The following is a 14,687-nucleotide window of genomic DNA, read 5'->3' as shown; positions in this document are numbered from 1 at the left end:
CAGGAAGGTGCGCACAATGACCACGACGCAGATGTCATCCGACACCGACACCGACACCTCGACTGAGGCGATCGAGACGGCTGAGAACGTGAGGCCGCGCCCCACGTGGTGGGTCAAGCTCATCGCGTTCGCCGCATGCCTCCTCACCCTGTGGCACGTCGGCGCATCCTTCCTGTGGATCGCGCCGTACTCGGCACTCCGGGAGATCCCCACGCAGGAGGTGCTGTCGAGCTACATGCTGCCGATGTTCGGCCAGTCATGGAGCGTCTTCGCTCCGGAGCCGATCAACGGCGACTACCACTTCAACGTCCGCGCGATCATCGAGAAGGACGGCGAGGAGATCGAGACCGGGTGGGTCAGCGCCACGGACGTCGAGCTCTCCATGATCCGCTACAACCTGTTCCCGCCGCGCGCAGGCATCCAGTCGACCGAGGTCGCGAGCGGGCAGATGAACGCCTACAACAAGCTCGACGACCAGCAGCAGGCCGTGGTCGCGCTGGACTACACCGAGGACGGCTGGGAGGAGTGGATGACCAGGTCCTTCGACGAGCTCGAGGGCGACCATCCCTCGCCCGCCGCGTACCTGGCCGAGGAACATCTCTCCACCGCGTACGCGACCCAGGTCGCCTATGCGATCTGGGGAGCGGATGCCGTCGTGCAGGTGCAGTACCGCGTGAGCCGTCAGAACGTCGTGCCCTATGCCGAGCGGAACGACCCCGGGGCGCAGCGCCCGGATCCGACCTTCTCGACCACGGGATGGCGTCTGCCGATAGAGGAGGAGGGTCAGAGCCGCGAGAACTTCGCGAACACCTTCCGCGCCCAGTTCGAGAGGATCCAGCCGTGAGCGCGCCGACGAGGACACGGGACAAGGCGGTGGAGAAGCAGAAGAGGGATGCCGCGCCCGCGGCGCTGCGCCCGGATGCGCCGCCGAAGAAAGCACCGGAGCAGGCGCCGCAGAAGAGGCCTGCCGTCCCTGAACCCGTGCCCACGGCATCCGTCCCTGCACGGCTCCTCACCTTCGCCTCGTCGATGGTCGCGGGACTGTGGGCGATGGTCGTGTCGGCCGTCGACCGCATCTCCGCGTTCGTCGGCGACTGGCTGTTCCACGGCAAGAAAGCCCTCTACGGGCTCGCCGTGACCCGCATCCTGTTCGGCGTCACCGCGCTCGGACTGCTGGCGGCGAACTTCGGCACCCGCCTGTACACGTTCGGCTCGGGCTCGGCGTGGAACGGCGAGATGGCCCGGCCCGTGAGCGACTTCCCGACGATCTGGGTGTTCAGCGCGTTCCACGCGGCCATGGGCAACGACGTCCTCTATACCGCGCTGTACCTCGCACTCGCTGGGCTGGCGGTGCTGTTCGTGCTGGGCTGGCGCTTCCGCCTCGTGCTGCCGGTGTTCTTCTGCCTGTGGGTCGGATTCATCGAGGCGAACGATATGGTCGGCGACCAGGGCGACAACATGTTCCGCATCGCGCTGCTGCTGCTGTTCTTCGCCGACCCGGCCGCACGGTGGTCGCTCGACGCACGGCGCCGCGCGAAGGTCGGCGACTGGTTCCCGCCGAACAGCCAGCCGGCCCTGCTCGGCACCGTCTTCCACAATCTCGCGCTCGTCGCGCTCACGGCTCAGGTGTGCTTCGTGTACGCCTCCGGCGCTCTCTTCAAGGCGGGAGGGGACCCGTGGAAGGACGGCTACGCGGTCTACAACCCGCTGCAGACCGCCCGCTTCGGGACCTGGCCGGTGCTGAGCGACCTCGTCACGGCCTGGGGGCCGATGGTGACGATTGCGAGCTGGGGGTCGATCATCCTGCAGGTGGCGTTCCCCCTCATGCTGTTGACGCGCCCCTCCAGGCTGATCGGCCTCCTCGGCATCCTCTCCTTCCACATCGGCATCGCCGTGCTCATGGGTCTGCCCTGGTTCTCGCTCACGATGATCGCGATCGACTCGATCTTCATCCGCGACCGCACGTGGGCGCGGCTGAGCGCCGGCACCGCCCGCCGGTGGCACGACGCGAAGGCGGCGCCGCCACCGGGCAGGACCGTCGGCACTGTCGGCTGACGACAACCCGGCCGGGGGACGTCGCGGCAGCATATTGGAGGAACAGCACAGACGAGTTCGCCCATGGTTGTGGCAGACCTACCATGGAGGCATCCCCGTCTCCCTCCGAGAGGAATGCGCATGGTCGACGCCGCCGTCCGTCCCAACACCACTTCCGCCGATGCGAACGACGCCGGAGCCCGCCTCGACGTCGACGCCGTCACGCGTCTGCTGCTCGGCACCTGGGCCGATACCCGTCTCGAAGCGCGAGAGCTGATCAAGGACCCCGCCTTCTGGCGCGACGACGAGCTCGGCAAGGACGAGCACCGCGAGCGCGTGCTGAGCCAGCTGCACCTGCTGGTCGAGAACAAGGCCGTGCACCGGGCGTTCCCGAAGCGCCTCGGCGGCGAGGAGAACAACGGCGCGAACATCGCCGGCTTCGAAGAGCTGGTCGTCGCCGATCCCAGCCTGCAGATCAAGTCGGGTGTGCAGTGGGGCCTCTTCGGATCCGCCGTGCTGCAGCTCGGCACCGCCGAGCACCACGACAAGTGGCTTCCGGGCATCATGAGCCTCGAGATCCCCGGCGCGTTCGCGATGACCGAGATCGGACACGGGTCCGACGTCGCGGCTGTCGGCACCACCGCGACCTACGACCCCGAGACCCAGGAGTTCGTGATCCACACGCCGTTCCGCGCGGCGACCAAGGAGTACCTCGGCAACGCGGCCCTGCACGGCGTCGCGGCCACGGTCTTCGCTCAGCTCATCACGAACGGCGTGAACCACGGCGTGCACTGCTTCTACGTGCCGCTGCGCGGCGAGGACGGCGTCGACCTGCCCGGCATCGGGCGCGAGGACGACGGACTCAAGGGAGGCCTCAACGGCATCGACAACGGACGCCTCTCGTTCGACCACGTGCGCATCCCGCGCACCAACCTGCTCAACCGCTACGGCGACGTCGCAGCCGACGGCACGTACTCCAGCGCGATCGACAGCCCCGGACGCCGCTTCTTCACGATGCTCGGCACCCTCGTGCAGGGGCGCGTCTCGCTCGACGGCGCCGCGTCGTGGGCGTCGGCTCTCGGCCTCAAGATCGCGATCACCTACGCGACCCAGCGTCGCCAGTTCGACGGTGCCGACGGGCAGGAGGTCGTGCTGCTCGACTACGGCAAGCACCAGCGCCGCCTGCTGCCCCGCCTCGCCACCACCTACGCGCAGATCTTCGCGCACGACGAGTTCCTGCAGAAGTTCGACGGCGTGTTCTCGGGCCGCACCGACACCCCCGACGACCGCGAGGACCTCGAGACCCTCGCGGCGGCCCTCAAGCCGCTCTCCACCTGGCACGCGCTCGACACTCTGCAAGAGGCCCGTGAGGCCTGCGGGGGCGCCGGCTTCATGTTCGAGAACCGTCTCGTCGGGCTTCGCGCCGACCTCGACATCTACGTGACCTTCGAGGGTGACAACAACGTGCTGCTGCAGCTCGTCGGCAAGCGCCTGCTCACCGACTACGCCAAGCAGTTCACCGGCAAGGATGCTGCGGCGCTGGCCAAGTTCGCCGTGGGCCAGACCGCGGGGAAGGTGTTCCATGGCGCGGGTCTGCGTCAGTTCGGCCAGTCCGTCGCGGACTTCGGCCAGGTGGCGCGGTCGGTCGAGAACGGGCTGCGCGAGGAGCAGCAGCACCTCCTGCTCGCCGAGCGCGTGCAGCAGATGGTCGCCGACATCGCCGGTCGCCTCCGCGTCGCGGGCAAGGACAAGGTGCGCGGGGCGCAGCTGTTCAATGAGAACCAGGCCGAGCTGATCGAGGCCGCCCGCGCTCACGGCGAGCTGCTGCAGTGGGAGGCGTTCACCGACGCCGTGCACCGCGTCGACGACGCCGACACCAAGAAGGTGCTCACGTGGCTGCGCGACCTCTTCGGCCTGCAGCTCATCGAGAAGCATCTCGCCTGGCACCTCATCAACGGCCGCCTGTCGATGCAGCGCGCCGCCGCGGTGTCGAGCTACATCGACCGCCTGTGCGCGCGTCTGCGTCCGCACGCGCTCGACCTCGTCGATGCGTTCGGCTACGAGCCCGAGCATGTGCGCGCCCCCATCGCCTCTGGCGCCGAGAAGCAGCGTCAAGACGAGGCGCGCGCCTACTACGCCGACCTCGCCGCGTCTGGTGAGGCGCCGATCCAGGAGAAGGCGCTCAAGGCCAAGAAGCGGTAGGGCTCTCAGCGTTTCGTCTCGTCGCTGCGCTCCTCGCTCAACGACCTTCTCCCGGTCGTTGAGCGAGCGGAGCGAGACGAAACGCGTCCACAACCGTGCACAGTTCTCGCCTAGGCGGCGTGGGTAGGGTCGAGGCATGACCCGCGTCCACGCCTACGCCGCCCCCCGCGAAGCCGCTCCGCTCGAGAAGACCGAGATCGATCGTCGCGAGCTCGGCCCGCACGATGTCCTGATCGACATCGCGTTCGCCGGCATCTGCCACTCCGACATCCACACGGTGCGCGGAGACTGGGGCTCGCAGACCTATCCGCTCGCGCCGGGTCACGAGATCGCCGGCGTCGTCGCCGCGGTCGGCCCCGAGGTGACGCGCCACGCGGTCGGCGATCGCGTCGGCGTCGGCTGCATGGTGAACTCGTGCGGGGAATGCCGCAACTGCACGCGCGGAGACGAGCAGTTCTGCACGAACGGCGCGGTGTTCACCTATGGGGCGACCGATCGCGACGGCACGATCACGCAGGGCGGCTACTCGGAGCAGGTCGTCGTGACGGAGTCGTTCGTGGTCAGCATCCCCGACGCCCTTGCCCTCGACGTCGCGGCTCCGCTGCTGTGCGCGGGCATCACGACGTACTCGCCGCTGCGCCACTGGGGCGTCGGCCCGGGCAGTCGAGTAGCGGTCGTCGGTCTCGGCGGCCTCGGCCACATGGGCGTGCAGATCGCGCACGCGCTCGGCGCCGAGGTGACGGTGCTGTCGCAGACGCTTAACAAGAAGGACGACGGACTGCGCCTCGGCGCGGACCACTACTACGCGACGAGCGACCGCGAGACGTTCCGGAACCTGCGCTCGTCGTTCGACGTGATCCTCAACACCGTGAGCGCCGGCATCGACCTGCGCGCGTACCTGAGCCTGCTCGACGTGGGCGGATCGATGGTCTGCGTCGGTCTGCCGAACGAGCCGCTTCCCGTGCCTGTCGGCGCGCTGATCGGCGGACGTCGCTCGCTCGCAGGGTCGAACATCGGCGGCATCCGGGAGACGCAGGAGATGCTCGACTTCTGCGCCGAGAAGGGCATCGCCGCTGAGATCGAGGTCATCCCCGCATCGCAGATCAACGAGGCCTACGAGCGCGTGCTCGCCTCGGACGTGCGCTATCGGTTCGTGATCGACGGGGCGACCTTCGCGGACTGAGGTCGGCGGCGGCCTGGCGGCGCCTACCTCGCCTCCGGTCGTGCCCTCTGACGCATTCCGAAGTTTCGGAATATCTTACCTGAACGGGGATTTTCAGGATCTGAATGTCGGTGGTCCCTGATGGGATCGACGTATGGAAGATCTCCTCGCACACCTCGCCCGGGTCGCCACCGACCTCGACGCGGTGCTGTGCGACGACTCTCTCGCGGGCCTGACCGACGCCGCGCGCGTCGAGGTCCTGCAGGCGGCGGGGAAGGTGCTGCGGAGGGTCGGGGCGGTCGTCGTCGAGACGGTCGCGACCGCCGACCCGGTAGACCTCGCGCACGGGGCCGGATGCCGGTCTGCAAACGAACTCCTGCAGCGAACCCTGCTCGTCGACGCGGCAGCGGCAGCGCGTACGGTGAAGGCCGCGGGATTCACCCGGCGCGAGTCGAGCCTGGTTTCCGGCGAGCGGCTCCCCGCGCGGTGGCCTGAGCTTCGCGGGGCTCTCCTAGACGGTGCGGTCGGGGTCGCCGGACTGCTCGCCGCGATCGGCCCGATAGAGCGGATCAGCGACCGCATCGGTGCCGAGGAACGGCTCACCGCGGATGCGTTCCTCGCCGACTCCGCACGGGGGATCGACCAGGGGGATCCGAATGCAGTCGAGGGTGACGCTGCCCCGGTCCGCGATGATGCGACCGGACCGGGAGCGATGCCCGAAGACCTCGCGCGCTTGTCGCAGCACATCGTGACGGTGCTCGACCCTGACGGCGAGGAGCCCGACGACCAGCAGGCGTTACATCGACGCGGGCTCGTGATCGGGCGCCTCCGCCAGGGACTGCACCGCGTGACGGGACACCTTCTCCCTGACACGGCGGCGCAGCTGCAATCCATCCTCGACGCGATGCTGAACCCGAAGGTCGACGCACCACCGATGCCAGTGACGGGAAGCGGGGTGCGCTTCGAGGAGTCTTCGGACGGCGCCGACGCGTCCGACGGTGGCGGGAACCACGGCCGCGACGACGATCCGTTCAATTCCGATCCGCGGGCGGTGATCGATCCGCGGACGCACGCGCAGAAGCGTCACGACGCGTTCGCCGCTGCCTTGGGCATCGCCGCACGACACAAGGAGATGCCGTCGCTGGGCGGGGCTGCTCCGACGCTCGTGGTGACGGTCGACGCGAACGACCTCGCCCGCGGAGCCGGCCGCGCCCGCCTGCCTGGTTCCGATGCGACGATCCCCGTCGCCGCAGCCGAGCACATCGGCTGCACGGGGGCGGTGCAGCGCGTGCTCCTCGATGAGGGGAAGATCGTCGGGATCACGACGACCGACCGGGTCTTCACCGTCCACCAGCGGAGGGCGATCGTCGCTCGCGACGAGGAGTGTCTCATCCCGGGATGTCACGTTCCCGCGTCGTGGTGCGAGATCCACCATGTCGTCGAGCACGCCCGCGGCGGTCCGACCAGCACCGACAACGGAGTCCCGTTGTGCTGGTGGCATCATCGTTCGCTGGGCTCGTCGGGTTGGGAGATCCGCATGGACGATGGCCTGCCGCAGGTGCGCGGTCCGGGGTGGTGGGACCGCGAGCGTCGATGGCGCACACCCGCACCCGTCGCGAGAGGGCGGATCGATCTCCCACCGCGCCGATCCCAGGCGCCGCGCCGATACCCGTCACCGCGCCGATCCCAGCCACCGCATCCTCGCACGGCGGCGTGATGCATGGGCTGCGAGGTCGGGTGGCGACCGACTCCCGTCGTTCGCGACGGATCCCGTACCGTGGGCGATATGAGCGAGCCCCCGCAGCAGGATCCCTGTCCTCCGGGCCCTCGGGTCCACGTCCACCCGTGGTGGGAGCCGCCCAGAGAAGAGACGCCTGCCATTCTCCCTGTCGTCATCCCACTCGTGAGGACACCGACGGCGGCACTCAGTCTCGTCGGTGCCCACGTATACCGTCAGGGAGTCGAGTTGCGCCTCGAGCGACGAATGCGGCGGTGCGGGGAGACGGACGACGAGTGGCAGGCCAAGATTCGGGGCTTCCTGGAGTCGCCGGGCCTGCAGGCGGTGCCCGGGGGGAGCGTCGATCTGCAGTACTCCGTCATCACGGAGGGCCAGGAGGTGTTCGCGAACTCGCTCTTCCGTGGGTACAGCGACGTCAACTCGAGGCCATCAGGCCTCTCGGTGATGCGCACCGGTTCCGGCGCCAGCGCTGATATCTGGCTGTGCCAATCCAGCGAGGGTCTGTGGCTGTGGCCCTTGCCGAGTGGTGACCATCTGGACGTCGTCGCCCGCTGGCCCGCCGTCGGCATCGCGTTCGCATCCGCCGCGGTCCCGACCTCCGGACTCGAGGTGATGGCGCAGCAGTCGACGCCCCTGTGGGACACCACCACATGAGAGATCAAGAGGGCCAAGGCTCCGACCACCGCGATGTCGGCGCCAGGCGATAGCGTCGACGCATGCCCTCTCTCCTCACCGGACCCGACGGTCGCGCGCGCTGTGCATGGGTCGGCGACGACCACGAGTACCGCCGCTATCACGACGAGGAATGGGGCACGCCGCTGCATGGCGACCGGGCGCTGTTCGAGAAGATGGCGCTCGAGGGCTTCCAAGCAGGGCTCTCGTGGATCACGATCCTTCGCAAGCGCCCGCGCTTCCGCGAGGTGTTCGCGGGATTCGAACCCGAGAAGGTCGCCGACTTCGACGAGGGCGACGTCGAGCGGCTCATGGCGGATGCGGGCATCATCCGCAACCGCGCCAAGATCCTCGCCACGATCGGCAACGCCGGCATCGTCCGTGACATGGCCGACGGCGAGCTCGACGAGCTCATGTGGTCTTTCGCGCCGCCACGGACCAGCCGCCGCCCCATCGAGTTCGCCGACGTGCCCGCCGTGACCGCGGAGTCGACGGCGATGAGCAAGGAGCTCCGCCGCCGCGGATTCCGCTTCGTCGGAGCCACCACGATGTACGCGCTGATGCAGTCCGCCGGCATGGTCGACGACCACATCGAGGGATGCTGGCGCGCCACCGAACTCGGCTGAAGCGGCGCTGAGCATCCCCTGGGCAGTTCTCCCCATCGTGCGCGGTATTCCGGAAGGTTAGGATATTCGGGTGTATCGTGCGCCGGCGGGCGCACGGTCGGAGAGTCTTGATCAGCGAGACCCTGGGGGGAACCGGGCATGAAGGCGTTGTCGTGGATGCGAGCGCGGCCGAAGACACTGGCGTCGGCGGCCGGCGTGACGGTGGGCGTGATCGCCCTCACCACGATGGCGATCAACTACCAGGGCTTCCCGACCACCAAGGTCGACCTCAACGACGGCGGCGTCTGGATCACCAAGACCTCCAGCCTCCTCGTCGGCCACTTCAATCACGAGTCGACCGTGCTCGACGGCGGTCTGCGCACGGCGGGTGAGAACTACGACATCCTCCAGGACGAGACGAACATCCTCGTGGTCGACGAGAGCGCCTCGACCATCACCGCCGTCGATCCGGCCCGCGTCGCTCTCGGCGACTCGGCCCGCATCCCCACCTCGGCCAAGGTCGTGCTCGGCAACCGCACCACCGCGATCCTCGACAAGAAGACCGGCAAGGTCTGGGTCGTCCCGGTGTCGGGCATCGCCTCGTTCAAGATCGAAGCAGCCGAGCCCGCCGTCGAGCTCGGCGCGAACGCCGATGTCGCGGTAGCCGAGGACGGCACCGTCTTCGGCGTCTCCGCCGAGCGCGGCGAGGTCGTCACCGTCCCGGTCGACAACGAGGGCGAACCGCTCGACCCCTCCGCGGCATCGCTGGGCGACATCGACGAGGAATCCGTTCCCGTCATCACCGCCGTCGGGCGCACCCCGGTGGTCCTGGACCCCGCCGCGGGCGTCGTCACGACACCGGGCGGGTTCCGCACCGAGATCGCCGGCGCTCAGGATGCCGTGCTGCAGCCCGCCTCCGCCCAGACGTCCGCCGTCGCCCTCGCCACGGCATCCGCCCTCGTCACGGTGCCGCTCGACGGAGCAGAGCCCGTCGTCACCGACGTCGGGGGCACCGGGATCCCCGCCGCCCCCGTGTCGCTGCGTGGCTGCACCTACGCGGCCTGGGCCGGATCCGCGCGATTCCTGCGCGAGTGCCCCGGGGACTCCAACGACGTCGACGAGAGGATCGAGGGCGCAGAGCAGTCGAAGAGCCTCACGTTCCGCGTGAACCGCGACGTGATCATCCTCAACGACGCCGTCGGCGGCGCCGCCTGGATGGCGAACGAGTCGCTGCAGCGCGTCGACAACTGGAACGACCTCACGCCGCCCGAGGGCGAGACGCAGGACGAAGAGGACACCACGGAGGAGACCGTCGAGACGACGCTCCCGGATCGCAAGGAGGAGAATACCCCGCCCGTCGCCGAGGACGACGAGTTCGGAGTGCGTCCCGGTGCGACGACCCTCCTGCCCGTGCTCGACAACGACAACGACCCCGACGGCGACGTGCTGGTCGCGACGATCGCCGAGGCGCAGCCGTCGATCGGGACGGTGCAGCCCGTGCAGAACGGCGGATCGCTGCAGATCGCGGTCGACGAGAAGGCCAGCGGCTCCACGACCTTCATGTACGAGGCCGACGACGGGCGCGGGGGCAAGGACACCGCGAACGTCACCCTCACGGTGTACGACTGGGACCAGAACTCGGCCCCCACGCCGAAGCGCAAGACGAGCCTGACCGTCGAATCCGGCGGCACGATCTCGTACAACATCCTCCCGGACTTCATCGACCCCGAGGGTGACGACATCTACCTGAAGGGTGTCGAGCCCGCGCCCGGCGACGAGGTCGACTTCAGCACCGACGGTCAGATCACCTACAAGGCGACCGCGAGCCTGCAGGGGCGCAAGGACATCAGCGTCACGATCGCCGACGGCTTCGGCGAGACCTACGTGGGCACGATCTCGCTCGACGTGCGCCCCGAGGGGTCGACCGACCCCAAGACGAACGCCGACCATGTCGTGACCCGCGTGGGCGAGCAGGTCGCGGTCGCGCCGCTCGTGAACGACACGAGTTCGGGCCGTGAGCCACTGCGCCTCGGACGCGTCGATGAGACACCCGGCGCGACCATCCTCCCGGACTACTCGAACAAGACCTTCACCTTCTCCGCGCAGGCGCCCGGCACTTACTACGTGCAGTACCTCGCGACCGCCGGCCCGAAGAACGCACAGGGACTCGTGCGCGTCGATGTGCTCGACGCGAACGAGACCGACCTGCCGCCCGTCGCCGTGCGCGACGTCGCCCTGCTGCCCTCGGGTGGAGACGTGCTTGTCGGAGTGCTCGCGAACGACATGGACCCCGCCGGCGGCATCCTCGTGGTGCAATCCGTCTCGCTCGAGCCGAGTTCCGGCATCTCGGTCTCGGTGATCAACCACGAGACGCTGCGCATCACCGATCAGGGATCGCTCAAGGATCAGGTGCGCGTCAAGTACCGCATCTCCAACGGCTCGAAGTCGGCCGAGGGCGAGGTCGTCGTGATCCCGATCCCCGCGCCCGACCAGATCCTGCAGCCCGTGGCGAACCCCGACACCGCCTACGTCCGCGCCGGCGACGTCGTGACGATCCCCGTGCTCGACAACGACACGCATCCGAACGACGACGTCATGCACGTCGCCCCCGAGCTCGTCGAGGCCCCGGACCCTGAGGACGGCGAGGCCTTCGTCTCGCAGGACGCGGTGCGGTTCAAGGCCGGCGACGAGGCGAAGACCGTGTACCTCACCTACGAGGCCGTCGATTCGCGCGAGCAGAAGGCCGCCGGCTACGTCACCATCCAGATCATGCCGATCGATGCCGAGACCAACGCCGCGCCGCGTCCGCAGGACATCGTGGCACGTGCGCTCGCGGGCACCGAGGTGAACATCGCCGTGCCGCTCGACGGCATCGATGCGGACGGCGACTCGGTGGAGCTCATCGGCATCGCGTCGAACCCGGCCAAGGGCCGCATCAACGAGAACGGCTCGAACTACTTCACCTACGAGGCCTTCGACGGCTCCACCGGCGTCGACACGTTCAAGTACCGCGTGCGCGACCGGCTCGGCAAGGAGGGCCTCGCCACGATCCGCGTCGGCATCGCGCCCGCTGAGGACATCAACCAGGCGCCGTACGCCGTGAAGGATGCGGTCGTGGTGCGTCCCGGACGCGAGATCGCCGTCCCGGTGCTCGCGAACGACTCCGACCCCGAGGGCGACGAGATCACGCTGGTCAGCGAGAAGAACGGCGGTCTCGAGGTGCCGGAGATCGACGGCCTCTCGGCCCGCGTCTCCGGCGACCGGGTGCTCGTCCAGGCGCCGGACCGCGCACTGGAGACCTCGCTGCAGTACACGATCCGCGACTCCCGCGGCGCCACCGCCTCGGCCGTGCTCCAGATCACGGTCGACGAGGACGTGCCCCTGCAGGCGCCGATCGCCCGCGACGACCGGGTGCGCCCCGAGGACCTCAAGGACGGGACGCTGACCGCGGAGATCCCGATCCTCAAGAACGACGAGGATCCCGATGGCACGACGGATGCTCTCACCGTGACGCTCGGCGAGGGCGCGACGCAGCTCGACAACGGCTCGGTGCGCGTCACGGTGCAGGAGGAGCAGCAGCTCATCCGCTACACGCTCACCGACCGCGACGGGCTGGAGGCCTCGGCGTTCATCTTCGTCCCGGCCGAGTCCGGACTGCGGCCGACAGTCGACCTCACGAAGCCCGTGGAGGTCGTGAGCGGCGAGACGAAGAAGCTCCCGCTGTCGGAGTACGTCACGGTCGCGGGAGGCGGCACCGCCCGCATCACCGAGCACGCCAAGGTCTCCGCGGTGCACGCCGACGGCAGCGACCTCGTGCAGGACGAGACGACGCTCGTCTACACGTCCGCCGCCGGCTACTTCGGCAAGGACGCGCTCACGTTCGAGGTGACCGATGGCTCAGGCCCGGACGACCCCGAGGGACGCATCGCCACGCTGACGATCCCGATCGACGTGCTGCCGCCCGAGAACCAGCAGCCCGTCTTCGTGAACGGTCAGATGGAGGTCGCGCCCGGCGAGGACGCGACGGCGCTCGACCTCGCGGCGCTCACCACCGACCCCGACCCCGAGGACGAGGGCAAGCACACCTACAAGTTCACCGGTGGTGACGGCAAGGGCGTCAAGGCCAGGATCGACGGATCGAACCTGATGGTCGAGGCCTCGTCCGAGGCGAAGAAGGGCACCGCCCTGACGCTCAAGGTCGAGGTGACCGACGGTGAGACCGAGCCGGTCGAGGGAACCGTGACAGTGCTCGTCGCCGCCTCCACGCGTGCGATGCCGGCCGCCAACACCGATACGATCTCCGAAGCCGACCAGGGCAAGCCGGTCACGGTCGACGTGCTCGCGAACGACTTCAACCCGTTCCCCGAGACTCCGCTCAAGGTCGTGTCGGCGGTGGTCGAGGCGGGCATGGGTTCGGTGACGCAGAAGGGCGATCAGCTGACGGTCACCCCCGCGGCGACGTTCGTCGGCACGCTGGTGGTGCGCTACCGCATCCAGGATGCGACGAAGGACCCCGACCGCGAGGTCAACGGCCAGGTCATCGTCACGGTGCAGGGAGTGCCGGAGGCCCCGGGTGCGCCGACCGTCACGAGCGTGCAGGACCGCACGGTCGTCGTCTCCTACGGCGCCCCGTCGAACAACGGCGCCGAGATCACGAAGTACACCGTCAAGGCGGTGAGCGGCGGTTCGTACACCAAGGAGTGCCGGTCGACCACGTGCACGCTCGACGGACTCACCAACAACGTGGAGTACACGTTCCAGGTGACCGCGACCAACCGCGTCGGCGAGAGCAAGCCCTCCGGCTCCTCCGCCGTTGCACGCCCGGACGCCCGTCCCGACACACCGAACCCGCCGACTCTGAAGTTCGGCGACAAGTCGCTGGCCGTGAGCTGGACGACCCCGTCGACGCCGGGCTCGCCCGTCGAGAGCTACACGCTGGAGATCTCCCCGGCTCCTCCATCCGGAGTGTCGCAGAAGCAGGTCTCCGGCAACTCCCTGACCTGGGAGGGTCTGGAGAACGGCGGCAACTATCAGGTGCGCGTCCAGGCTCACAACAAGGCGCCGGATCCGTCGAGCTGGAGCAACTGGTCGGCATCGGAGGTCCCCGCGGGGCCGCCGCTCAAGCCCGCGGCTCCGACCACGACTCAGCTCGCCTCGGTCGGCAACGAGGCGCAGATGCAGGTCAACTGGAGCGCGCCGAACTCCAACGGCGACGCGATCGCCAGCTACCAGCTCGAGGTGCGCAACGGCGGTACGGTCGTCAACACCCTCACCCCGGGTGCGGGGGCGACGTCGCAGGCCGTCAAGGTCCCGACGTCGGAGACGCCGTACACCTATCGCATCCGCGCGCAGAACAAGGCCGGCTGGGGAGAATGGTCCGAGCTGTCGGCGCCCCGCCGCGGCGTGAACGCTCCTGGCGCTCCGACCGGCCTGCGCGGTCAGGCCGCCGACCGGTCGATCACGAACATCTCGTACACCCCTGGCTCCGCGAACGGCGCCAAGTCGTCGGAGATCTCGTACCAGTACACCTTCAACGGCGGTGGCAGCTGGCAGGCGCTCAACGGCAACTCGATCGGCGGGCTCTCGAACGGGACCACGTACAACCTGCAGGTGCGCGCCGTCTCCACGGTCGACGGCAGCACCTACGCGGGTGCGGCCTCGAACGTCGCCCAGGTCGTGCCGTTCGGGCAGCCGAAGGCGCCGGTCGCGAAGGCCGAGAACGCCGGGATGTCGGTGAAGCTGAGTTGGGATGCACGCAACTCCGGCAACGGACGCCCCATCGAGACGGTGCAGATCAGGATCGACGGCGGCGGCTGGCAGACCGTGGGCGCGAGCGGCTCCCAGACGGTCGGGAACGGCTACGACGAGACGCACAGCATCACGGTGCGCGCGACCGCCAGCGAGGGCGGCACCTCACCCGAGGCGTCGGACTCCGCCAAGACCAACCCGCGCCCCGCCGAGGTGCTGAAGACCGGGAAGGGCGCGTCGGGCAACTGGCCGGGGGAGTGCACGCACTCGTCCTGCGCCTATGTCACCCTCACGGTGCAGAACTTCCGCAGCCCCGGCAACTACACCCTGCGCTGCGACGACGGTGGGCAGTTCGGCAACTCGGCGCGCTACGTGCCCGAGAACGGGACCGTGCAGCTGGGCTGCTTCTACGGCAATCCGGGCCGGTCGATCCGCGTGTACATCGTCGAGCTCAACCGCTACGCCGACGCCATCAGCTGGTACTAGCGCGACCCCACGGCGCGACGCCAACGATCCTTCACAGAAC

8 protein-coding genes are annotated in these 14,687 nt (G+C 68.9%); all 8 read left to right on the top strand.

Annotated elements, in window-relative coordinates; all coding sequences use genetic code 11:
• Positions 1-16: 16 nt before the first annotated feature.
• The 8 genes from MRBLMX7_RS07440 to MRBLMX7_RS07405 all read left to right on the top strand — a co-directional run bounded on the left by MRBLMX7_RS07440 (position 17) and on the right by MRBLMX7_RS07405 (position 14,647).
• Positions 17-844: a DUF5819 family protein gene (locus MRBLMX7_RS07440; RefSeq protein ID WP_363367146.1), complete on the top strand. Its 828-nt coding sequence runs from the start codon at positions 17-19 to the stop codon at positions 842-844.
• Positions 841-2,055, top strand: a complete 1,215-nt coding sequence (locus MRBLMX7_RS07435; protein WP_363367144.1) for an HTTM domain-containing protein — start codon at positions 841-843, stop codon at positions 2,053-2,055. The genes MRBLMX7_RS07440 and MRBLMX7_RS07435 overlap by 4 nt, the downstream gene beginning before the upstream one ends.
• Positions 2,056-2,175: 120 nt before the next feature.
• Positions 2,176-4,236, top strand: coding sequence for an acyl-CoA dehydrogenase (locus MRBLMX7_RS07430; RefSeq protein ID WP_363367142.1), 2,061 nt, complete (start codon positions 2,176-2,178; stop codon positions 4,234-4,236).
• 136 nt (positions 4,237-4,372) lie between these two features.
• On the top strand, positions 4,373-5,419 hold the full coding sequence (locus tag MRBLMX7_RS07425; protein ID WP_363367140.1) for an NAD(P)-dependent alcohol dehydrogenase: 1,047 nt from the start codon (positions 4,373-4,375) through the stop codon (positions 5,417-5,419).
• Positions 5,420-5,552: 133 nt separating this feature from the next.
• Positions 5,553-7,115 carry an HNH endonuclease signature motif containing protein gene (locus MRBLMX7_RS07420; protein WP_363367138.1) on the top strand — a complete coding sequence of 521 codons (1,563 nt, stop codon included), beginning with the start codon at positions 5,553-5,555 and terminating at the stop codon, positions 7,113-7,115.
• Positions 7,116-7,382: 267 nt separating this feature from the next.
• Positions 7,383-7,790: a hypothetical protein gene (locus tag MRBLMX7_RS07415; protein ID WP_363367136.1), complete on the top strand. Its 408-nt coding sequence runs from the start codon at positions 7,383-7,385 to the stop codon at positions 7,788-7,790.
• A 62-nt stretch (positions 7,791-7,852) separates the two neighbouring features.
• Positions 7,853-8,434 carry a DNA-3-methyladenine glycosylase I gene (locus tag MRBLMX7_RS07410; protein WP_363367134.1) on the top strand — a complete coding sequence of 194 codons (582 nt, stop codon included), beginning with the start codon at positions 7,853-7,855 and terminating at the stop codon, positions 8,432-8,434.
• Between the two features lie 138 nt (positions 8,435-8,572).
• A complete protein-coding gene (locus tag MRBLMX7_RS07405; protein ID WP_363367132.1) occupies positions 8,573-14,647 on the top strand; it encodes an Ig-like domain-containing protein in 6,075 nt (2,024 codons plus the stop codon).
• Positions 14,648-14,687: the final 40 nt, after the last annotated feature.

It is taken from the genome of Microbacterium sp. LMX7-1.2 (assembly GCF_040675935.1).
In the GTDB taxonomy this organism is placed as follows: Bacteria; Actinomycetota; Actinomycetes; order Actinomycetales; family Microbacteriaceae; genus Microbacterium.
This window is presented reverse-complemented; position numbering and strand designations above follow the sequence as displayed.